This is a genomic window from Geobacter sp., from assembly GCA_009684525.1.
Taxonomy (GTDB): domain Bacteria; phylum Desulfobacterota; class Desulfuromonadia; order Geobacterales; family DSM-12255; genus Geoanaerobacter.
The window spans coordinates 155,880-178,412 of the sequence record WKKR01000001.1; the positions used below are offsets into that span (position 1 = coordinate 155,880).

The 22,533-nt window shown below is 53.9% G+C and carries 22 protein-coding genes and 1 pseudogene; 9 read left to right on the forward strand and 14 right to left on the reverse strand.

Annotation, left to right across the window (positions count from 1 at the left end):
* Positions 1-292: 292 nt before the first annotated feature.
* Entirely contained in the window at positions 293-787 is a 495-nt protein-coding gene (locus GJT30_00755) for a DUF2147 domain-containing protein (GenBank protein MSM38140.1), read from the forward strand.
* Between the two features lie 341 nt (positions 788-1,128).
* On the opposite strand, the pseudogene GJT30_00760 reads toward GJT30_00755, so the two are convergent.
* The 10 genes and pseudogenes from GJT30_00760 to GJT30_00805 all read right to left on the reverse strand — a co-directional run bounded on the left by GJT30_00760 (position 1,129) and on the right by GJT30_00805 (position 10,574).
* Positions 1,129-1,212, reverse strand: a pseudogene (locus GJT30_00760) (PEP-CTERM sorting domain-containing protein).
* A gap of 134 nt (positions 1,213-1,346) precedes the next feature.
* Positions 1,347-1,994 (reverse strand): hypothetical protein, encoded by a 648-nt coding sequence (locus GJT30_00765; GenBank protein ID MSM38141.1) that lies wholly within the window; start codon positions 1,992-1,994, stop codon positions 1,347-1,349.
* Between the two features lie 284 nt (positions 1,995-2,278).
* Complete coding sequence (locus tag GJT30_00770; protein ID MSM38142.1) at positions 2,279-3,520, reverse strand: MFS transporter; 1,242 nt, start codon at positions 3,518-3,520, stop codon at positions 2,279-2,281.
* Positions 3,521-3,603: 83 nt separating this feature from the next.
* On the reverse strand, positions 3,604-4,437 hold the full coding sequence (locus GJT30_00775) for an alpha/beta fold hydrolase (protein ID MSM38143.1): 834 nt from the start codon (positions 4,435-4,437) through the stop codon (positions 3,604-3,606).
* Positions 4,438-4,488: 51 nt separating this feature from the next.
* Positions 4,489-6,963 (reverse strand): AMP-binding protein, encoded by a 2,475-nt coding sequence (locus tag GJT30_00780; protein ID MSM38144.1) that lies wholly within the window; start codon positions 6,961-6,963, stop codon positions 4,489-4,491.
* Between the two features lie 5 nt (positions 6,964-6,968).
* Positions 6,969-7,196: a hypothetical protein gene (locus tag GJT30_00785; protein MSM38145.1), complete on the reverse strand. Its 228-nt coding sequence runs from the start codon at positions 7,194-7,196 to the stop codon at positions 6,969-6,971.
* Between the two features lie 31 nt (positions 7,197-7,227).
* Positions 7,228-8,016 (reverse strand): VacJ family lipoprotein, encoded by a 789-nt coding sequence (locus GJT30_00790; GenBank protein MSM38146.1) that lies wholly within the window; start codon positions 8,014-8,016, stop codon positions 7,228-7,230.
* 125 nt (positions 8,017-8,141) lie between these two features.
* Complete coding sequence (locus GJT30_00795; protein ID MSM38147.1) at positions 8,142-8,474, reverse strand: hypothetical protein; 333 nt, start codon at positions 8,472-8,474, stop codon at positions 8,142-8,144.
* A gap of 1,142 nt (positions 8,475-9,616) precedes the next feature.
* Positions 9,617-10,369 (reverse strand): PAS domain S-box protein, encoded by a 753-nt coding sequence (locus GJT30_00800; protein ID MSM38148.1) that lies wholly within the window; start codon positions 10,367-10,369, stop codon positions 9,617-9,619.
* A gap of 55 nt (positions 10,370-10,424) precedes the next feature.
* Complete coding sequence (locus GJT30_00805; protein ID MSM38149.1) at positions 10,425-10,574, reverse strand: lmo0937 family membrane protein; 150 nt, start codon at positions 10,572-10,574, stop codon at positions 10,425-10,427.
* A 575-nt stretch (positions 10,575-11,149) separates the two neighbouring features.
* Here GJT30_00805 and GJT30_00810 point away from each other — a divergent pair.
* From GJT30_00810 to GJT30_00835, 6 genes are all read left to right on the forward strand, one after another.
* On the forward strand, positions 11,150-12,724 hold the full coding sequence (locus GJT30_00810; GenBank protein MSM38150.1) for a DUF4070 domain-containing protein: 1,575 nt from the start codon (positions 11,150-11,152) through the stop codon (positions 12,722-12,724).
* 9 nt (positions 12,725-12,733) lie between these two features.
* Entirely contained in the window at positions 12,734-12,934 is a 201-nt protein-coding gene (locus GJT30_00815; protein MSM38151.1) for a hypothetical protein, read from the forward strand.
* 67 nt (positions 12,935-13,001) lie between these two features.
* Positions 13,002-14,060 (forward strand): zinc-binding dehydrogenase, encoded by a 1,059-nt coding sequence (locus tag GJT30_00820; GenBank protein MSM38152.1) that lies wholly within the window; start codon positions 13,002-13,004, stop codon positions 14,058-14,060.
* Positions 14,061-14,153: 93 nt separating this feature from the next.
* Positions 14,154-15,533 carry an OmpA family protein gene (locus GJT30_00825; protein MSM38153.1) on the forward strand — a complete coding sequence of 460 codons (1,380 nt, stop codon included), beginning with the start codon at positions 14,154-14,156 and terminating at the stop codon, positions 15,531-15,533.
* A gap of 4 nt (positions 15,534-15,537) precedes the next feature.
* Entirely contained in the window at positions 15,538-15,819 is a 282-nt protein-coding gene (locus GJT30_00830; protein ID MSM38154.1) for a DUF1207 domain-containing protein, read from the forward strand.
* 28 nt (positions 15,820-15,847) lie between these two features.
* Positions 15,848-16,162 carry a BON domain-containing protein gene (locus tag GJT30_00835; GenBank protein ID MSM38155.1) on the forward strand — a complete coding sequence of 105 codons (315 nt, stop codon included), beginning with the start codon at positions 15,848-15,850 and terminating at the stop codon, positions 16,160-16,162.
* A 331-nt stretch (positions 16,163-16,493) separates the two neighbouring features.
* On the opposite strand, the gene GJT30_00840 is transcribed toward GJT30_00835, so the two are convergent.
* Positions 16,494-18,029, reverse strand: a complete 1,536-nt coding sequence (locus tag GJT30_00840) for a hypothetical protein (GenBank protein MSM38156.1) — start codon at positions 18,027-18,029, stop codon at positions 16,494-16,496.
* A 473-nt stretch (positions 18,030-18,502) separates the two neighbouring features.
* On the opposite strand from GJT30_00840, the gene GJT30_00845 reads away from it, so the two are divergent.
* Together GJT30_00845 and GJT30_00850 are read left to right on the forward strand one after the other, a co-directional pair.
* On the forward strand, positions 18,503-18,865 hold the full coding sequence (locus GJT30_00845) for a hypothetical protein (protein MSM38157.1): 363 nt from the start codon (positions 18,503-18,505) through the stop codon (positions 18,863-18,865).
* A 165-nt stretch (positions 18,866-19,030) separates the two neighbouring features.
* Entirely contained in the window at positions 19,031-19,663 is a 633-nt protein-coding gene (locus GJT30_00850; GenBank protein ID MSM38158.1) for a hypothetical protein, read from the forward strand.
* A 107-nt stretch (positions 19,664-19,770) separates the two neighbouring features.
* Here GJT30_00850 and cowN read toward each other — a convergent pair whose 3' ends face one another.
* The 3 genes from cowN to GJT30_00865 all read right to left on the reverse strand — a co-directional run bounded on the left by cowN (position 19,771) and on the right by GJT30_00865 (position 22,393).
* Positions 19,771-20,073, reverse strand: a complete 303-nt coding sequence (gene cowN, locus GJT30_00855) for a N(2)-fixation sustaining protein CowN (protein ID MSM38159.1) — start codon at positions 20,071-20,073, stop codon at positions 19,771-19,773.
* A gap of 284 nt (positions 20,074-20,357) precedes the next feature.
* Positions 20,358-21,101 (reverse strand): DUF4130 domain-containing protein, encoded by a 744-nt coding sequence (locus GJT30_00860; protein ID MSM38160.1) that lies wholly within the window; start codon positions 21,099-21,101, stop codon positions 20,358-20,360.
* Entirely contained in the window at positions 21,101-22,393 is a 1,293-nt protein-coding gene (locus GJT30_00865; GenBank protein ID MSM38161.1) for a putative DNA modification/repair radical SAM protein, read from the reverse strand. Before GJT30_00865 ends, GJT30_00860 begins: the two co-directional genes overlap by 1 nt.
* Positions 22,394-22,533 lie beyond the last annotated feature (140 nt).

Here is a 22,533-nt window from a genome sequence, read left to right on the forward strand (position 1 = left end):
TCCCTTCAACCTGCATCCTTCCTTTCCATTTTCCCTCGCATAATCAGACTATTGCACTCGCCGTATCCACAGATCTTCTCTGGCTCGTTAATTGCGATGTTTGTTCTCTGCAGAACATGAGCACTGTCATATTTTTTCGCAAATGAAAACAGTTATTTCCCAGAGGAGGTAAGTCATTGGAAATAATTGCATGGAGAATCCAACAAAAGTGTCAGCGGCGAAATTAATGGAGAAATCCTAAGCAATTCAACGCGGAGGATCTCTTTATGAGCGACGGAACAACGATCAGGGGATGGGTGCGATTCCTCACGAGGGAGGGGTTGCGTTCCGGAGGAGATTCATGAAGGTTTGTACGCTCTTGGCTATAGCTCTACTGACGGCGGCAACCGCGTTCGGTGCCGGCCCGAGTGGCGTCCTCGGGTTGTGGAAAACCGATGGTGGCGATTCGCGGTTGGAATTATTCCGGTGCGGAGAGAGAATCTGCGGGAAAATAGTCTGGCTGAAGCAACCGAAATACATCGATAGCAAGGATGGGCCAGTCGGGAAAACCAAGGTCGACAGGAAAAACCCCAACCCTTCGCTGCGGAATCGCCCGATTCTCGGTCTTCAGGTAATGAAAGGGCTCACTCCCAAAGGTGGCAACCGGTGGGGGAACGGGATCTGCTACGATCCTGAAACCGGCAAGAGCTACAAGTGTAAAATGTTCCTGGCATCACCTGAACGATTGGAATTACGCGGCTATATAGGGATTTCTCTTATCGGTCGAACCTTCACCCTGGCCCGGTAGGTATGTACCACGACCGACTGACCGGAAAGTTCCCTCGCAACCCAAACCGTTGTGCAGGAGTCATGGTCTTTGCGGTAACCGTCTGCTTCATACTGCCGGTCTGTTTCTCCTTAAATCCTGGTAATTTAGAATATCCCGGTTCAGTCCTTCGTACGGGTACGAGTCACTCCGGTCAAGATCCCGATGCCAATGAGTATGACAACCGAAATCATCACGTAGTTTGCACTCACTTTCGCGACAACAAGTGCCCACGCTATGCCACCTATGACAAAAGCAAACCCGACGAGATAAATTATCAATGACATATAGTTGCCTCCTCGTTGAACCAAACGTCTTTAGGGTCAGGCTGTCTTGACCATTTTACGGAATGCCTTCGATCCGGCCAGCCCAAAGACAAGGAGGAACAGGGTTGAAGATTCCGGGACCGGCTAGAAAAGTGCTGCCGTTCGTACAACCGAAACTGCTCGTGTCACATCCGGTGTTTCCGGGTGTGACACGAGCTGCACTCTGCAAACGTATTTGTCACCACCCTGCGCGAGATCTGGTGACGATTCTGTGCCTATTTCTTCTCTTTATACAGTTCTGCCTTGATATCATCCAGCGCAACAATTACCGGTTTGATGGATTCCTTCAAGGCCTCACGGTCCTGGATGGATTTCTGGGCAACGGGCGTAATGGCTTCGATACCTTTTGGCGTTAAGTCGTTAGACAGGTACTTCTGGATTTCCTTCAGGTCAATCAGGTAATCATTGTATGCCCGTTTGATTCCTGCGCCTTTTGCCGGTACCTGCGCATAGATTTGCGCCAGGTTATTGCGGCGTTCTGCGCTGAGTTCGCGGATATCGGGATTGGTGAAGGTATCTCCCTGTTTTTCCCACTCTGCAAAATACTCATTGCTTCGTGCCTTCATCTCCTCAATGCGATTGAGCACCTTTTTACCCTCGTTATCAAGCTTGACGACATTGTCCGAATATGAATCGAAAGATTTTTTGAGATCAGGGTTTGCCGGATAAACCAAGGCATCAAGCGATGTACCCGTGGCATCGATCTGGACGATCATTTTTCTGATCTCTACTTCCACATCCTGTATCGAGTTGGAGGTTTTGACGGATCGCTCCGTGCCTGTAGTTGCACACCCCCCCATGAAGGCGGCAGTGCCGAGTAGAAGGAAGGTACATACGGCGAATGAGTGGTGTCTGAGTTTCATGTGTTCTCCTTTAGGTGCGAGTATTTCTGCCTTGCACTAACATCCATCTTGGCAGGTACTCCGAAAGTCTTCATCATCACGTTATGACAAGGCAATTAACCTGCCAATAACTGACGGTAATGCAACAAACACAATTAAATCTTGAGTAACAGTGCGTTAGGTTGATCTAAGTGACTATCCGGATAGATTGAGATTTCCGATTGCCCTCAATATCTGGTGGAACCTCAATATGTTGAGGGAAGCTTTGATGGGGTCTTCAAAGGTGATAAATCGACTGTACCAAGTTATCCCTCGGCTTGAACCATATCCTCCACCACGAATCTGCCGCTGATGAAACAGAAGATGCCTGCCACTACCATGGCAAGCGGGGTGATCAGGAGGGCGCTGCGCAGACCCCACTGGTCGGACAGCCAGCCGAGAATGGCGGGAGATACGGCGTCACCCAGGGCGTGAATGAAAAAGATGTTGACCGCAAAGGCCATGGCGCGAACAGCAGGGTTGGTGACATTGATGATGACGGTGTTGAGCGGCCCGGTGTTGAGAAAGAGAAAAAACTCGGCGATACATATCGCGGCCATGCAGGAGATCAATCCGGGGGCGAGAATGGCCCAGACGGCGAAGGGGGTGCCGATAAGAAACCCCCAGCCGGATATGAGCAGATACCCCTTGCCATTACTTTTTTGCCAGCGGTCGCCAAGCCAGCCACCTGCCATGGTGCCACATATCCCTGCCAGCACCGTGGTCGCCCCGAACAGGGTATTCCCTTTTGCAACATCCAGAGAATGCACACGGGTCAGAAATGAGGGGATCCACTGTGCAAGCCCCCCTATGGCGAAGGTCATCGCCGCCATGGCAAGGGTATTGTAAACAAACGAGCGATTTCTGAACAAGGCGGCGTATTCTTTGAAAACCTTTCCTCCCGGAGGCTGCGACGGTGCATCGTCGCCGCCGCGGGGAGGGGTGCGCAACAGGGCGATGGGGATAGCCAGCAAGAGGCCCGGCACGCCGACCAAGAGAAAAGCAGCATGCCAGCCGTACCTCTGTCCCAGCACCCCTCCAAGGAGATAGCCCAGCGCGCTGCCAACAGGAATGGCAACATAAAACCAGGCAAGAATCCGGCCGCGGCGCTCCTTCGGGAAGAAGTCGGCGACGAGACCTGGCGATACAGTGCCGAAACTCGCCTCACCGACTCCGACTGTAGCCCGGGCTGCCAGCAGGGTCCGGTAGCCGCCAGCAAGTCCGCCCAGGGCAGTGGCCAGACTCCAGACAACGAGTCCTCCTGCAGCCAGTCTGGTTCGGCTCCACTGGTCTCCGAGCCAACCGAAGAGCGGGGCGAAGAGCAGATAACTGAGCATGAAGGAGCTCCCGAGAAACCCAAGCTCCGTATCGGTGAGACGCAGGTCGATCTTGATCAGGGGGAATACCGCAAAAAGCACCTGCCTGTCGATGTAGTTGAGCAGGTTCACCGCCACAAGGAGCCCCAGAGCGTAGTGGCGGTAGGGAGTAGAGATCGGCCCTGCATTCACTTATTGACCCCTTTTCTCGTGTCTGCTTCAACCGGAGTGCTGTTCACGCTAAATCCCGATTACCCCCTTCATGCATGGCCGGGTTACCTGGTTGTCTCAGCCTTGATGAAAGCGAGCAGGTCCTCGTTGACCTCCCCCTTGTGGGTCGAGCACATCCCGTGAGGCGCACCCGGATAAATCTTCAGCGTGGCGCCTTTGACGAGCTTGGACGAGAGCATGGCCGAAGCGCCAATCGGCACTATCTGGTCGTCATCACTGTGAAGTATCAGTGTCGGGACGTCGAACTTTTCGAGATCTTTCGTGAAGTCTGTTTCGGAGAAGGCCTTGATGCAATCGAAAACGCCTTTGAACCCGGCCTGCATTCCCTGGAGCCAGAACGAATCCCGAAGGCCTTGCGAGACCTTGGCATGTGGCCTGTTGGCACCGTAGAACGGAATGGTGAGATCCTTGAAGAACTGCGAGCGGTCGGCGAGGACCCCTGTGCGGATCTGGTCGAAAGCCTCTGTCGGCAACCCCCCGGGATTTTCGGCTGTCTTCAGCATGAGCGGAGTTACCGAGCCGATCAGCACGGCCTTGGCCACACGTTTCGTGCCGTAGCGGCCAATATAGCGGGCAACTTCACCGCCACCCGTTGAGTGACCGACATGGATCGCGTTCTTTACGTCGAGTGCTTCGACAAGGGCCGCGAGGTCGGCGGCGTATGTATCCATGTCGTTGCCGTTCCAAGGCTGGCTCGACCGGCCATGGCCGCGACGGTCATGGGCAATGCAGCGGTATCCATGGTCACTCAGAAAAACCATCTGGTCTTCCCAGGCGTCCGCGCTCAGTGGCCAACCATGGCTGAAGACAACGGGCTGTCCGCTGCCCCAGTCCTTGTAATAGATCTGTGTACCGTCTTGCGTCGTTATCGAGCTCATTGTGTGCCTCCTTGTTTAGATTAGCTTTTTGCAGCTTTGTCATCCTGATTTTCAGAGTTTCTCCACTGCCAGCCGCGTCTGCTCCACGATCTCCGGTGGTTCCTCGTAGCGAAACCGCCGCGGTTCTCCGAAGGTTATCGTCACCTTGCCCTGTTTTGGAAACTTGCCATCGTGCGGAAGAACCTGATCGGTTCCGCTGATTTTTATCGGCACTACCGGAATCCCCAACTCCTTGACCATGATTCCCAAACCCAACTGGAAGGGCTGCATCGTGCCGTCCCTTGAATGCCCCCCTTCCGGGAAGATCAGGATGTTAACGCCGGCATCGGCAAGTCTTCCCATGTGGGCGAGCGAGCCGCTGAACCCTTGTGACTGGGGCAGGGGAAAGAGGTTGAGCAATACGGTAGCGTACTCATAGCTCAGGCGCCTCAAGATCCGGTCGATCCCATGGTAGTCACCGAAGAAGAACTCTTCCCAGGCAGCAGTGGCGGTTCTGTTACGGATCTTCGGCGGGAGCGCGAACATGACAGCCGGTTGATCCAGGTAACTCAGGTGATTGGCCACGAAAAAAACCGGTCCGGCCAGGTTTTGCAGCTTATCGATCCCTTGTACTTCGAGTGTGACGAAGCGGCGAAACAAGGGGCCGTGAAACAGGGTATCCCAGGCCCTTCGCACATTCCTGAAGAAACCGGCATTGGTCCAGAACCGGAAATGGTCGTGCCGGATCGGTTTTTCCCGTTTTGCGATAATCTGGCGCAGGTCCGAGACCCGTGTTTGCGGACCGATCTGTGAGTCCTCGATATCCAGCCGGTATTCCTGTTCCAGGAAACTGACCAATTCGACCCGGTCGATGGAGGTAAGGCCCAGGTCGGCCACCAGCAAGGACTCCTCCCGGATTTGAGCGGCACCCGTACCGGTCACCTTGGCAAGCAGGTTGAGCAGTCTGTCCCGGCTGATGCCTGCATCACTTTCCTCCGGCCCCTTTTTCAACTCTTCCTTCACCGCGAATTTTTTGATCTTGAGGGTTGTGGTCTTGGGAAATTCCGGCTCGTTCCAGATAGTGGAACCGGTAATCTGGTGCAGAGTATCCAGACTACGGTTCGCCTGGGCAATGATCTCTTCGGGCGCTTTGCCGCTTCCGTCCAGGAGCAGCACAGCATGCACCTCTTCGCCTCCTCCCCGATCCACACCGATGACGCACGACTCCTTCACCCCACTGATCTTGTTCAGCACCGCCTCCAGTTCGTCGGGATAGACATTGACCCCGGCACCGGTGACAATCAGTTCCTTATCCCTCCCCTTGATGATCAGCCCGCCGTGCGGAGCGATCTCCCCGAGGTCTCCGGTCCGAAACCAACCGTCGTCAGTGAAGGCCTCGCGGCTGGCCTGTTCATTCTCGTAGTAGCCGGGAAAGACATTATCCCCGCGCACCAGGACCTCTCTTTCCTCGACCCTCAATTGAACCCCCGGCAGGGGAGGGCCAACCGAACCTGCTACCTGTCGGTCCATGGTGTTGACGCAGAGCACGGGCGAGGTTTCGGTGAGGCCATATCCCTCCAGAACGGTGAATCCCATGCTATTCCAGAAATTGAAAACCTCCGGATCCAGTGGTGCGCCGCCTGAGACGAAGGCAGTGAAATCGGGGCCGAACTTGCTTTGTACCGGGTAGAAGAGGGCTCGGCGCACCCCTTTCGGGAGCCTTGTTGCGAGCTTCGTTAACGATCGAAACAGGCCGGAGAGGTGCTTATCTTCAATTTCCCGCTCGATGGTCGTTTTGAGCAGCTGCATCAGGCGGGGAACGGACATGATGATGTAGATGTCCTCTTCGCCCAGCGCTTCCATGATCGCGGAGGGCTTGAGAGTGCGCAGATACACGATGGCCGCTCCATGGTAGAGCGGGGTAAAAAAACCGCCCATCTGTTCGAACATGTGGGATAGCGGCAGCAGGGAAAGGAAGTTGAACTCGGGGGTAATGATCGGTACAGCCAGGTTTATCTGGATCACGTTGGCGACCAGGTTTTTGTGGGTCAGGATGACCCCCTTCGGGTTGCCGGTAGTGCCGGAAGTATAGATGAGTTGCGCCGTATCTTCGGGTGCAACGGATGCAAGTTCGTGGATGGGGTTAATGTCTTCCAGCAGATTGGGAAGATCTTCCAGCAGCATCGAAGCGCCTTCGGATATCCGCTCCGGCTTGAAGCGGCTCTGCAGGACAACCTTGGTTTTCGTGAGGTCACGGATGGAATCGGCGCGTGCCAGATCGGACATGAAGTCCACCGGGACGGCGATTGCGCCACGGATGATGATGCCCCAATAGGCTATTGCCCACCAGGAAGAGTTTGGCCCCCAGATCAGCACCCTGTCCCCCGCCGCCACACCACGTTGCGCCAAGAGGTTGGCCATTTTCAGGGCAAGTCCGTGAAACTCCCGATAAGAAACCGTCAGCCGTCGTATGCCGGTGCGGTTCACAAAGGCGGTTTTATCACCCAGCGCTTCGAACGTCCCGAAGAGATCGATCAGGGTCCGCATGGTTTTCACTGCTCACTCAGAGCTTCCCGTACCTTGATGGACAGATCCAACATCGAGAATGGCTTCTGCATGAAGTTCACCCCTTCGTCCAGAACTCCTCGATGAGCGATCACATCGGATGTATAACCGGACATGAACAGGATTTTCATGCCGGGGTAAATGGATACTGTCCCGTTTTTGAGCGCCATCGGGGTGTGGGAGATGTCGGGACCCTTCAGGTAGGCAGTTCTCATCTGGAAAGGGTTCTTTTCCGCCCTGGCGACGTCAATCTGTCGGAATCGGTTTGCCGATTTCGATCTCGCGCTTCTCGTGGTAGAAGAAGCGGACCATGTAGTACTCGAAGGGGTAGCCGCTCTCATAGTAGCGGAAAGTCTGCTGATGCCGCGCATCGATGACCTCCAGGGTTGTTATCCCCGAGGCGATGGCGAAGCTGTCGTCGGAGCTCCCAAACGGATCGACCGCCGTATAGATGCCGTATGTTATCCCGCTGTCCACTGCAAGACCTCCTGTGTCGCGAAGGGAAGAGGGGCCAAATATCGGCAGCACCAGGTAGGGTCCGGAGTCTACCCCCCAGTAGCCAAGGGTCTTGCCGAAATCCTCGTCATGGCGTTCCAGTCCCAGGCTGGTAGCAGGGTCGAACAGGCCGCCAAGCCCCAGGGTACTGTTTGTCACGAAACGGCCAAGTGTCGTCGCCGACTCAGTTCCCTTGAACTGGAACAAGCTGTTGGTGAGATTCCGGATCTCCCCGAGGTTGTTGAAGAAGCCGGAGATGCGTTCCTGCAGGAAGGTGGGAGTGACATACTCGTAGCCGCTCACGACCGGGAGGAACAGGTATTTGTCAAAGTAAAAGTTGAACCGGTACATGCTCCGGTTGAACCCTTCCCAGGGATCGGCTACCTCAGCGAAGCGTTGGTCCTTGAACTCGCTGATCGAGTGCATCGGCGGTTCTTCGGCCGGACTGTTTACCCTGGCTGAGGCGCACCCGAGCAAAGACACCGACAGCAGCAGGAAGAAGAAGGCCCGACTACAGGATCCATATCGGGTAAGAGTCATTGTAGTGCCCCTCCTATTCAAAAAAAGCGACCATGTAGGCCAGGTTTTCCTTATACTCAAGGTTGCCCAAATGGCCACCACGCGGGTAGATCTTGGCCCGTTCGCCAAAAAGCTGCCGGAGGTAGTCAAGCTCCGCCTTGGTAAGGATGAAGTCGTTTTCGTTGGTCATGACGCCGAATTTGGCAGACGACTTCAGGTACCCCTCGATACTTTTGAAGCCCAGGGTGTCGATGAGCTCCTGCTTGGTGAGTCCCGGTCGACGCTTCTGGAAATGGGGATAAAGGTACTCGTTGAAATAGTCGAAGAAGCTCAGGTGGGTGGAGACCAGAAAATAATCGAAAAGGGAATCGGTGGGGCTCAGGACCCGGTTCTTCGGGACGACGTAGCCACTGTTGGTCATCACGTCGGAGGAGAAGATCATGCCTGCCAGGTTGATGCGGTAGGTGAGACCGATCAATCCACCGGTTTCCTCACGGGAGAAGAGCTTCTCCGTGTAGATCGAGTAGAGAAAATCATCGTTGAGGGCAACAAAATTGCCATACCGGTAGAATTGGCTGAATTTTATCAGCATCTTATTGAAAAAGATGCCTTGCTTCTTGGCTCCTCCGGGTATCCGTTTCAGGAGTTCTTCGATCCTTGCAGCAGAATTGTAGAGGCTTACCGCGGGGTTAATCATGAGCACCCTGCGAAAGTTGAAGACCTTTCGCTCTTCGTCCAGCTTCGCCACGAAGGCGGCCTGGGTAGCGCCTAGGCTGTAGCCGCACAGGTGGAAGGATGATACCTCAATGTCATCTTCTACCTCTTTCCAGGCGATCTCCATAACCCGGTACAGGTCTGCGGCGTCCTCGGTCAGATCTCCGGGGATGTTGTTTTGTGAGGCACTGACTATGAAGTTTGCATGGGACGACGACGGCAGGGTGATGACATGAAAGCCAGCCTGGTAGAGGGCCTTCATCATGGTCAAAAGCTTCGGGGCCCGGTCGCTGGCGCCGGCTCCGGCGATCAGAAAGACCAGCGGCGCCTTCTTCTCCTGGTAGGCGAAGGTGCAATGCAATCCCTTATCGTAAAAGAAGATCGGCGGTTTCTGCCGGTCCGGGATTACATCGAGCACAAGCTGCCGAACCCGCATCTTTGCAGGGAACTCAGCCATGAGGTTTGCCGGGGTCCCGAGGATGGTGGCTTCATACGATCCCGAGATCGGATAACCGTAGTCGTCATCTGCTGCGCGACTTGGCACTGTCAACAACAAGAAGCAGCCGGCTATAAACAGCATTCTCAGGTACATCATGCGGGTGTCTCCATTATACGTGGGCATGCATTTCGCCTGTACGGACAGACAGGTGAGCCGGTAGATAGTTTCCGCCCTGGTGGCGTCAATCTGAGGGATTGCTTGTGCAAGACCGGGGTTGTCCTTAGAAAGGGTACGCGTTATCCCGGTCAAGATCACACCCCCTGCACGTATGACTATCGAGATCATCATGATGGTGTGCACTCCAACGACAATAAGTACCCATGCAGTGCTGCCAATGACAAAAGCAAAACCGATGAGAGCGGTCATATGGGGCTAATTGCTGCTTTCTGGTCGAGATCCCCATAATCGTCACCTCAATAGTTCCTGGTCAGACATGGCGTCCACCATGACGCCTATATAAGATTTAATCTGGTCCTGGTTCGAACCGAAAATCTCGGTCTCGGACGCAGCAGACCAGATCAGCTTGTTGTTCCCGGCGTTATACAGGTTGGTTTCCATAAGGGCGTATTCATCCTCGGCCGTATAACCGGGTGTGTACACGGCTGGTGGCTCTATGCGATCTGATATGTCAATCAAGACGAGGTGGCACGCCTGGCCCGAATCATTGATCTTTGCTTCGATCTGTACATAGCGAGGAAGGTTCTCTTTATCGAGGAGCACCGCTTCGCAGGTCTCTTTGCGCCGACTTGCAAAGGCTAAGTTGAGGAACGATTTGATTTCTGTCCGGTATTCATCTTTGACCAACCTCATGAAGCTGCTGCCAGAAAGTTTGTATGGCTCACTTCCGACAAGGCCGGCGCCAGTGCGGTTCACGTTGCGGATCTTACCGTTTCGGGTGATGGTAAAATAGCCGACCGGGGAAAAATCGAAGAGATCAGTATACAATCTCAACGTTTTCTCAACCCCTTCCTTGGCTTTGCATAGCTTCAGGATTTGCGTCTCCAGTTCGATCTGGCGGGCTTCAAATTCATGGACAAGCCTCAGTCCTTCTTCCCTGGTTCGGGAAGAATGCACGTGAGTCGTTTTTGCCTGCAACGGAACTTCGACTCTGCTCTGATGTTTGTCAAATACTGACAGGCTCTTAACTTTGCCAGTTTCCATTTTTGCCCCACATTTCGCTGATATGTCGTTGAATATTCATAGTCTGTCAGGATGTCTACAGGATCTTTCGCCCTTGAATGACTCTTACGAGCACCACAATAATGGCAATTACGAGCAAAATATGAATCAACCCACCCATGGTATATGAATTAACCATACCCAACAGCCACATCACTATCAGGACCACGCAAATTGTCCACAGCATAACAATCTCCTTTTGGAGACGGATGTGTAACTTGTGCCGCTACTCTCATCTAGATATTCACTTGTAAGGCAATTGGGATGCCAAGAACCTAATGCAGGATCAGAAGCTTCAATTCGCCTTTAATAACACCGCGTTAGGTTGACAGAAGAGGATAACCGGGACATCAGTAAATCATGATTGATTTCGATACGCCTCAATATTTGGCGGAACTTCAACATGCTGCGGGATTCTTCGATGGGAGGTAATACAGTCTGAATTTATGATTATCCCAATCACACCGTTAACATATCAGGAGAACATTCAATAATTTCAATTGCTGCACTATAAAAAATCAGGGTGAATTCAAAATGAGATATGCCCGTCATATATGGCGGCATCGTTAAATATAACAGATTACGATGACAACTTTCCCTTCATCTCATGTGCGCTATAGCATTTTAAGTCGTGAAATCAACGCATTACGCCGTAAGTATCCCCTGGCATTTTAGTTGCTGTATCTCCCCACAGAGAAACTCACAAACAGAATTGCACTCAGAATTCAACTCAGGAGAAATGGCCGTTTCTGGAGCAGTCATATGAAGATACTTCTCGTGTATCCCCACTATCCGGATACCTTCTGGAGCTTTCGGCATGCTTTGAAATTCATTGGCAAAAAGGCGAGCTTTCCACCGCTTGGTCTGCTGACGGTAGCTGCCATGCTACCGAAAGAATGGGATAAAAGGCTTGTCGACATGAACGTTCGCCCCCTTGCTGATGCAGACCTGGCATGGGCGGATTACGTATTTATCAGCGCCATGACGGTCCAGTTGGAATCTGCGCAGCAGGTGATCTCCCGTTGCCGGCAGCTTGCCGTAAAGACCGTTGCCGGTGGCCCCCTCTTTACCGCATGCCATGAGGATTTCCCAGATGTGGACCACCTGGTCCTCGGCGAAGCGGAACTGACTCTCCCTCCATTCCTGGCAGACCTTTGTAATGGTGAGGCACGACATCTCTATGCCGACGAGCGGTGGGCAGACTTGGTGGACACCCCCATTCCGCTCTGGGAACTGATTGATGTCAGAAACTATGCCGCCATGAACATCCAGTATTGCCGGGGTTGTCCCTTTGATTGCGAGTTTTGCGACATCACTGCACTGTTCGGGAGAAAGCCGAGGAGCAAAAAGCTGGAGCAGTTGATTGACGAACTGGACAGCCTGTATTCCCGGGGATGGCGTGGGGCGGTATTTTTCGTCGACGACAACTTTATTGGCGACAAGCGGAAACTGAAAAAGGAAATTCTACCTGCAATAATAACCTGGATGGAACAGAAAGAGCACCCCTTCTACTTTTACACCGAGGCATCCATCGATCTGGCCGACGACCCGCAACTCATGGAACTGATGGTCAGGGCAGGTTTCGAAGAGGTCTTTATCGGCATCGAGACACCTTATGAAGAGAGCCACGCCGAGTGCGGCAAGGTACAAAACAGGAACCGCGACCTGCTGGCATCTGTCAAGAGCATTCAGCGGGCTGGCTTGCAGGTGCATGGAGGGTTTATCGTCGGCTTTGACAGTGATCCGCCATCTATCTTCGACCGTCAGATTCTCTTTATCCAGGAGAGCGGCATCGTCACTGCCATGGTCGGCCTGCTTTCAGCCATCCGCGGTACCAGGCTTTATCAGCGCATGGCACAGGAGGGGAGACTTCTGGGCGATGATACCGGCAACAACATGGACAGTCATCTCAATTTCATTCCGAGGATGGAGGTCAAAGCCCTCATTGATGGCTACCGATCCATTCTCGATTCTATCTACTCACCCAAAAACTACTATCCGCGAGTGATCAGGCTTCTTACAGAGTACCAACCGATGCATCTGGGAAAATATCACCTCCAGCGAGGGTATGTCGGGGCGCTTTTCAAATCGATCCTTTTCCTGGGGGTTATCGGAAGGGAACGTTTTCATTACTGGAAACTCTTTTTTTGGGCTCTCATCAGAAAACCGCGGCTGTTCCCACTGGCAATAACCTATGCCATATACGGTTTCCATTTCAGAAAGGTTGCCGAAAAATTCAGGGGGAGCGGGATGTTCGATGGTAATGGTGCCTTGTGTGAAAAGGATGGCTGGTCCGTTACATGTAACAGTTATGCTAAAAATGACGGATTACCTTGAGGGACTGTCGTGGTCCCTGCGTTTCCTGAATTATTCACCCTACGAATCAAGCCGTTACGCTCTTTATACCTTCAAATCTTCTCGGGCATGTTACTTGCGGATGAAAAAAATCAGGCTCGGTTCAATGCCGACCTGAAGATCGCCGAACTCGAACTTATGGGAATCATGGATGTGAAAGATTTTGACCTTGAGAAGGCAAACAAGAAATGATCACAGAAGAAAGTTATCACCGGCTTCGTAAACTGCGTGTTCACTTGTTTCAGGCGAGGTGAGAATCATGTCACAAAGCAATACCGTCAATCGCCGAATCGTTCTGAAATCTCGCCCTTTCGGCGTCCCGACTACCGAGAACTTCCGACTTGAAGAACGTGCCGTTCCCGTCCCCTCAAACGGGCAGATGCTTTTGCGAACCTTGTATCTTTCGCTCGACCCATACATGCGAGGCCGGATGAGCGATCAGCCGTCTTACACAGCACCGGTAGCGATCAATGACGTGATGGTCGGCGGCACTGTCTCACGCGTTGAAACTTCTTTCCATCCGGACTTTCAGGCGGGAGACCTGGTCCTCGCCTACAGCGGCTGGCAGGACTATGATCTTTCCGATGGCCTGAATCTCGCCAAACTCGAAAGCGGGATGCCTCGTCCCTCGCTACTCCTTGGGATCCTTGGCATGCCCGGCTTTACTGCTTATATAGGCCTGCTTGACATCGGCCACCCTAAAGCAAAGGAAACAGTAGTTGTTCCGGCCGCATCCGGAGCGGTCGGCTCGGTGGTGGGCCAGATTGCCAAGCTACTCGCTGGTTGCCGCGTGGTCGGTATCGCTGGCGGTGCTGAAAAATGTCGCTATGTTGTGAAGGAACTGGGGTTCGATGTCTGTATAGACCGAAGGCGCGCCGACTTCTCGCAACAATTGACAGTAGCCTGCCCGAATGGGATCGATGTGTACTTTGAGAGCGTCGGCGGAACGGTATTCGATGCTGTTCTTCCTCTGTTGAACGCATCTGCCCGCATCCCTTTGTGCGGACTGATCGCCCAGTATAATGACACCGACCTGCCGCAAGGCCCGGACCGTCTCGGGCTTCTGATGCGGACACTGCTCACCAAGCGCATCAAGATGCAGGGGTTCATCATTTTCGAGGACTACGGCCATCGTTTTGGCGAGTTTTACCAGCAGATGAGCGCATGGTTGGCTGAAGGCCGCATCAAGTACCGCGAAGACATTGTCGATGGGTTGGAAAACGCACCCGAAGCTTTCATCGGGATGTTGGAAGGCAAGAACTTCGGCAAACTGGTCGTGCGCCTTGCACAAGACCAGGATCTCACGGTTCCGTCTTGACGCATAGGGCTGCATGCCGACCATAGTTGCCTATTGTGATTACAGCCGCGCATTTTTCGAAATCTGACAGCATTTATGACAAGGAGGTATCATATGAAAATCATCACCACGTCTTCGATTGTCCATTTACTCCTCTTCGCAATTATTTCAACGGCCACAGCAGGCGGCATTCGCCCGGATTCCTTTACTCTTTCCGGCATAGTCGGCGGCTACAGCTTCGACGGCAAGCAGCACCTGGAAACAGGACCCGTCATCGGCATCCGTGGCGGCTATAACTTCACCAAGTATTTCGGTGTCGAGGCACTGTTCGACTTCGTCCCGACGGAAAGCACCCAGGCAAGCCAAGACGTCCAGGTCTATCGGTATGGCGGCGACCTATTACTGCACCTCCTACCGGACAGCAGACTGGTTCCCTACCTGGCGGCAGGTTATGGCGGCATCACCGTTGACCGCGAAAACCAGGGCACCCTAACCAAGGGGATCTTCGATTACGGGCCTGGGCTCAAATACTTTCTGACCGACGATCTGGCTCTGCGTGCCGATTTACGCCACCTCGTCTTCCGTGACAATGAGACCCTTTCCAACTATGAATACACCGTCGGGGTTACCTACCAGTTCGGCGGGAAACAAACTGCCACGCAGCCGGTAACTGAGCCTGAGCCTGAGCCAGTGGTCACCCCGGCCCCTATTCCGGAACCTGCACTCGAGCCGGTACCTGCTGCAGAACCAACCCCGGAGAAGATGAAATACTGTGTTTCCCTGGACATCGAGTTTGACATCAACAAAGCCGACATACGCCCGCAATATAACGATGAGGTGGCCAAGGTCGGTGACTTCATGAAAAAATACCCTACAACTACCGCCGTCATCGAGGGGTATACAGACGAGGTCGGCAGCGATGAATACAATTTGCAACTCTCCCAGCGGCGAGCCGAGAGCGTGGTGAAGTCACTGGTGGATAATTTCGGTATTGATCCTTCGCGTCTCTCTGCCAAAGGTTACGGTAAGGCCAGTCCGATTGCCGACAACGCAACCGATGCAGGTAAGCAGAAAAACCGACACATCAACGCCATCATCGACTGTGCTCTCGATGTAAAGGAACTCGCTCCACCGCCCGAGAGGCTCTGTATCTCCCTGAAGGTGGAATACGCCACGGATAGCGCCGAGATCCAGCCCCGCTATTATGGCGAAGTCAACAAGGTCGGCGATTACATGAAGAAGTACCCGACGACTACTGCTGTTATCGAGGGGCATACCGACAACATCGGTGGCGCTGAGCACAATATGAAGCTCTCCCTGCAGCGTGCAGAAAATGTGGTGAACTACCTGGTTGAAAATTTCGGTATCGAGCGTTCCCGCCTGTTTGCCAAGGGGTACGGTGCCACCCGGCGCATCGCCTACAACAACACCCCTGAAGGGCGACAGAAAAACCGTAGAATTAACGCTGTTATCGATTGTGTAATCAAAAAGTGACGAGATCAAGCGCAGAAGTGTCCAGGGGGGCATCGATTATCTGAGCACGAAGCCAGTCTACAAGCCGACAATTAGACTATTCGGCAGCGTCATGTGTAATGCTTGGGAGGAAACCGACTGGAACCCCGACGTAAGCGCCAAAGCAGGCTTCAATATTCGCAGCCCCTATACTGAAAAACGGGCCATTCAGATATTCGGCGAATATTACCACGGCAATTTGCCTTTCGGGCAGTTCTACAAACTTCGGGCAGAGTACTACGGGGCAGGTATCAACATATCATTCTGAGCAAACGTGTGAAAAAGGAGGAAATACCATGAGAAAATTGTATCGTATCTTGAAATCGCTGGTCTGTGTCGGGTTTATTACCGTATTCCTGGGATGCGCATCCACGCAAAAACACGAAAGCACCGGCCAGTATATCGATGACTCCGTCATTACAACCAAGGTAAAAGCTGCAATATTTGACGAACCAACACTGAAAACAATGCAGATCAATGTTGAGACATTCAAGGGAGTGGTACAGTTAAGTGGATTCGTCGATTCGGCGCAGAGTGTATCAAAAGCGGGAGAGGTTGCCGCCAGGGTTAAGGGGGTAATTTCGGTGAAAAATGACCTGTCGATAAAATAGTCGTGTGACCTTGGATGGGGTCAAGGTCTCTTGACCCTTTTTTCTGTTTTCTGGCATAAACAGTCGAAAAGTTACACACAAGATACCTGTAGTTTCAATTACACTCTCTTTTATCGATCACGATCAAGGGAATCTTTTGAGGTTCCCTTTTTGCTTGTCGTTTTTCTGCACGGGTCTCTTCGACTTTGACCAGGTGTGAGAGGCATCTGGGGGGATGTCTTTGACCAAATTAAAAATCACTGGACTCCGGTGCTTGCGGCGGGGTAATTCGTTGGAAGCATGTACGAACAAAGCGGCCCCCCAAATCTGGAGGGCCGCTTTACTCTTTGTTTTATGGAAGGTACCTGACTACGAAGTATGACGCGGTACCCGATCCCTGCCCTCCAGCGATAACGATTTTGCCGTTCCCGTCGATGATAGCGGCGTAGGGGTAGGGACTTGTGCCGATCGAGGTAAGCACATAGCCGTCGGGGCTTCCGAAGGTGGTGTCAAGGACCCCGTTTGAACTGTAACGGGCAACTCCTATCTGCGCTGGGGTTGTGCTGACATGCCCGGCGAGGATAATGCCGTCGCCGCTGGTCAAGGCTAGCGAGTAGGCTTCGCCGCTGACACCGGCTCCCCCGACCGGTGTGGTAACAAGACCCGTGGTGCCGAAGGTGCTGTCAGAGACTCCGTCGGTACCGAACCGAAGCATGGCGAACTGATAGATCGGACCCACTATGGCGCCACCGCTGATCACGATCTTTCCGCTCTGCAGAGCCATGGCTTGCGGGTCGTCCAGACGGGTGTCTATGACGTAACCATTCGGGCTGCCAAAGGTCGTGTCAAGAGTGCCATCAGTGTTATACCTGGCGACGGTGGCGGCAAAATTGGTAAAGTTGCTCAAAAACGACTGGCCCATTACAACGATTTTCCCGTCGCCCTGAATCGCCACCTTTTGGGCATGCGAATATCCCTGGATGGCCGTCGTCACGTAACCGTTGGGGCTGCCAAACCCGGTGGTATCGCGGCTGCCATCGGTGTTGAGCCGGACGACAGCGAATTTGTCGGCCGTTTCACCAACCAGCACTATCTTGCCGTCAGCTTGGATGGCCACGTCTTGGGCGCCGTACGATCCGTTCGAGGTAAAGGGCGAGTAGAAGATGCCACTGGCGCCAAAAGTCGTATCGAGGCTGCCGTCAGTGTTGAGGCGGGCGGCGGCCATCCTGAAGAACCCGCCGGAAGTCCCCACACCTGCCACGACGATCTTGCCGTTACTGTCCAGGGCCAGCCCCTTGATAATTGAAAGCTCGGAACTCCCCGCCGGCAGCGTTGCGATACCTGCAGTGCCGAAGCCGGTGTCGAGGGTGCCGTCCGTGTTGTAGCGGACAACGGTTGCATCGGTGCCGGAACCAGCCACCAGAATCTTACCGTCGACTTGTATCGCAATGGCATTGGCAATACCGTCGATAGTCGTGGTTACGTACCCTGTACCCCCAAAGGTGGTGTCGAGGGCACCTGCGGTCCCTGTTCCGGTCGTGACCGTAATGGTGGAGCTGGAGGTAGCGGTCACTCCGCCAACCGTGACTGTGATGGTCCCGGAGGTTGCACCCGCAGGCACCGTAACCACTATTTGGGTCGACGTGCTGCTGACCACGGTCGCCGGTGTCCCGTTGAATGCGACGGTATTACTCGCAGGCGTTGTGCTGAAGCCCGTACCGGTTATGGTGATAGTGTCACCCGCAGCAGCAGTGGCTGGTGAAAAACCGGTGATGGCCGGAGTCGAGGAATTCTGGGGTGTAACAGGATCATCGCTGCTACAGGCTCCGAGCGCAAAAAGAAGCGTAAACATCACTGCCAGAAAGAAGAGTCTTTTTTTGCCAGTCATAACAGTGCCTCCAGTATTTTATTGAGACTCGGATGCTTCTACGACAACGAGCGGCCAATACTTCTTCGTGATGTGTCGCCAGACCTTCGGTAATGAGGTCGCTGCCTTCGTCATGAAAGAGAAGTCAGTATTCGATTTGTACCAGAAGTGCATGGTCGGTGAACTGGCAACAGTTGAGTAAGTCAGTTGGTTAATGTGTGTATTTTAATTGAATGATGTCAACATGTCAACGAAGGAAAGGGGTTGAAAGGGATAGGAATTTGCTAACATGAAGACAGGAGATGATCTGGTTTATGCCCTCGTCTTCCCCACAGATGCCGACTTGGAGAGTTGTTTCCCGCTCCAAACAAACAACAAGGAATCCTTCGGGGTCCTTTTTTTGTTGCCACGCTTTTCGTAAAACGATATTGAGATTTTAGCAGTCATGCCCGTAGTATTAATTTTTTATGTCGAAATACCCCTAAGGAGGAACCATGAAAACAGCATCCACGTTATTTTGCCTCGCTCTCTGCTTCATGATGCCAGCTAGTGCCCTTGCCATATCCACAATCGAACCACTGCGAACGAAGCCCGCGCTATCGGCTTCAGCAACAAAGACGGTGACAGTCACTGCAACGATTGTGAAGATCGACTACCGGACGGGACTCGTCGGATTGAAGGACAAGGCAGGCAAGACATATGAGACGACCGTCGCAGCGAAGTCGGGAATCGATTTGCATATATTCAAGGTAGGAGATACCGTTGAAGCCACCATTGCCTATGTCAGTGCATCGGACAGTTCGGGAGCGCGGGCAAGGATCTCAAAAACGGAACTGATTAGGCTGCAGAAGAAGTAGGAGGACGAGTTCATCGAAGCGCTGCACCAAACTTACTGCAAGGGTTCCCAGATGAGATGCTTTAAGCGAGGATTTTTCCGTTGTTTTGTTGCTTCCGTACTCTTTCTGCTTGCGGGATGTGCCTCCACCAGGTTTGTCTATAAGCCGGGCATGCCTCAGGCAGGCGTGGCAAAACTGCAGATGAAGGTTGCGGTTCTGCCCTTTACGGATGGCACAGAGAACTTCACGACCCGTGGAAGCGTATTCAGCGCCGAAGGGATAACGATAAATCTGGTCAAGGCCGGGTTTCCCGGGACGACTTCGGCGCTAACACCCGAGTTGTGGGGAAAATACTTCGCAGACGACCTAGCGGCCTCAGGTGTTTTCCGCTCGGCTCGGTTTGTATATAACAGATCGGAATTGCTGGACGAAGAGATACTCATCGATGGTACTGTGGAAAAGGCATATGCCATTGGGTCCTGGGACAGGCCGAACGAAGTGGCTCTCAGTTTCCGGGCTATACGGAAGGTGAACAATCTGCAGGTGTGGGAAACGAAGGCTGCTAGGGTATGGACCCCGATAATCCAGCAGGGTTGCGGATTGGGAACAGCGTGTATTATGGACCAGCGCTTTGCGGATATGAACCGGGCAATGCAGGAGATATTTGCTGAAGTCAGAGATGACCTTGTCAGAACACTCGCACATGCGGATACTCCCGGAGCTGACAGGCACCTGTCCGTTCCCGGTAATGGAATTTCAGCGCCTTTGACCCAGGAATCGGCAGAACAAACGATTGACCAGATTCTCAAGCAGAGATGACCGACCAGTAATGCACTATGAGGCTGCTACAGTGATTGGTCTGCACATTTCCCCGCCTCATTCCTCCTTGATCCGACGGGGAATGTCCATGTCCTCGATGGTTTCTTCTAGCACGACTCAGCTTCAACCTGCTGCAGGAGGGCCAGGGCTTCCTGGTCGTCCTGTTCCTCGAACAGCTCCCGAATGTTGTTGATGTAGGAATGGACGAGGAACAACTCGTCAAGCATCCGGCCATGATTGGCCTCGGCAGAGCCGGCAAGCGCCAGCTTCCCTTTGAACTGTTCCCAGAAGGCGTTGGTCTTGCCAGGGTCATCGATATGGCGGCGCAGCATGGCGATCAGCCGGCGCGCGTTGCCGTCGCCGTCGATCCCCTTGAAGGTTACATAGCGGTCGGTTCCTTTTGGCGTCATGGTGTACCTTTCGTGCCGGACAGTTAAGCATTGCGTTCGCAGTCTGCCGCAAACCTGGGCAGCGCCGGAAATGCCGGCTTTGCGAAACCTGCCGGAATATAGACTGTTTTAGCCGCAGAACGCCTGCAGGCGATACAGCTTTGGAATATTTTGCAGATACTGCGCCAGTCTCCTGCCTATGGTGAAAGTGGCGGAGGATAAGAGGATAGTTTCCCCAATTCGAAAAGCGGCCGATGGGCCGCCTTTGCTGGTTCTCGAAGTAAAAGGTTTCCTGTCGGTCCTCCTTAGGAAAATTCCACCAGCCAGGGGCGCACCTTCTTCGGCACCTTGCTCTGCTGCAGCCGGAGGTTTTCCCGCTCGGCAATGGCCAGGGTCGTGAAATAACTCCTCCACAAGACCTGAAACCGCTCCTCTGCCAGCGTCAGTTGCGGCTCTGCATGAACATTCATGGGGAGGATCAGCCATTCGCGCCGGTTACGGTCATGGATGATCCCTTCGCCATGCCTGTTGTCGTGGATCAACCACTGCTGATCCCTGAAGCGGGCGGCAAAATGGGGAGCGATGAGCGGGAGTATCCGGTGATCGGGAGCGATGCCGGCGTAGTAAAAGCCGCCTTCCACCTCCTGGAAACGGACAAACCCCAGGTAGCGGTGCGCCTCGCGCCCGACCTGCTGGCTGAGCTTCCAGAGCGGCGCCACGTCGGAGTGGGCAAGCATGTTGCCGATATTTTTCCCCTCCCATGCCAGCAGCAGATATCGACAGATCATCAGCTCCCGTCCGGGGTGGTCGGCAAGAAACGCCAACCGCACGATCCTGAGGCACGTTGGCGCAAGGTGGGTCGACAGCTTTTCCCAAAACTGCTCGACAAGCAGTTGGTCCGTTTCCACGGTTGTCACCACGGTAAAGAGGCTCTGTTGCAACGGCGGATCGACGCTGATGGCATCCGGGAGGATACGAGCCGGCAGGAGTCGGGCTAAAAGCGTTAACAGACCGGCAAAGCTTCCATCGTAGCGATAGTGACCACCCATCACAGTTCTCCCGTGACCAGGTCGATGATTTCGTTGTCTGCCTGCGGTCTAGAGAGTGGCAGTTCCAATTGGCTGTCGGCCTGTTTCCGCTTTCCTCCCATCAACGTGCTTCGTAAGAGGCTGCTCTCCAGGTTGCTCGCTCCGGCAGTGCGGCCCCGAGCCGTGATGAAATAGCGAGCCCTCTTCATAACCACCCCGAGGATTGCCAGGTCGTCGATACCCAGATGCCCCTGCCTCCGCGCCCTGACGATCCGCTTTGCCGAGCGGACGCCGATCCCCGGAATCCTCAGCAAGACCTCGTAGTCGGCCCGGTTGATTTCCACCGGGAACATTTCTCGATGGCGAAGCGCCCAGCCGGTTTTTGGGTCGAGTTCGGTATCCAGGTTCGGCGACTCTTCATCCAGCAGTTCGTGGGCGCGAAAACCGTAATAGCGAAGCAGCCAGTCGGCCTGATACAGCCGGTGTTCCCGCCTGAGCGGCGATGCTGGCCTGACCGGCAGGCGGCTGTCGGTGATCACCGGGATGAATGCCGAATAGTAGACCCGCTTCAGCTCAAATCTTCGGTAGAGCTCTTCCGAAAGGGTGACGATCTGCCGGTCGGTCTCACTGGTGGCGCCGACGATCATCTGGGTGCTCTGGCCGGCAGGGGCAAAGCGGGGCACCTGCCGGGAAACCTGGCGTTCTTCCCGATTGATGACAATCAGCTTGTTCACTTGGCGCATCGGACCTACCACGGCGTCGCGGCTTTTGTCGGGCGCCAGTAGGGCAAGCCCCTCCCTGGTCGGCAGCTCCAGGTTGATGCTGACTCGGTCGGCAAGAAGGCCTGCCTCCTCTACCAGGAGCGGATCGGCACCCGGCACGAGTTTCAGGTGGATGTAGCCGTTGAAGCGATATCCCTGGCGTAGCGTACGCACCGCCTGGATCAGAAGTTCCATGGTGTAGTCTGGGGAGCGGACCACGCCGGTGCTGAGGAAGAGCCCTTCGATGTAATTGCGGCGATAAAAGCCGATGGTCAGTTCCGCAACCTCGGCAGGCGTCAGCATGACCCGTCGGACATCGTTGCTGCGGCGATTGATGCAGTAGGCGCAGTCATAGATGCAGCTGTTGGTCATCAGGATCTTGAGGAGGGAAACGCAGCGGCCGTCGCTGGTCCAGCTATGGCAGATGCCGCAGGAAGCCGCATTGCCGATGCCATCCCTGTTGCGGCGGAAACTGCCGCTGGAGGCGCAGGAGACGTCGTATTTCGCACCTTCTGCAAGAATTTTCAGTCTGTCCATCATGTCGATTGCCATGGCTGCTGTCCACCTCTGAAAAGGGTTCGGGAGACGAATAGCAGAAGGCAGTGACATAATATGTCGTAGACTGATTGTTTTACATAATGCCGCGGCATCGGACAGCCCCCTGAACCTGCGGTGGCTGGTTCAGGGGGCAT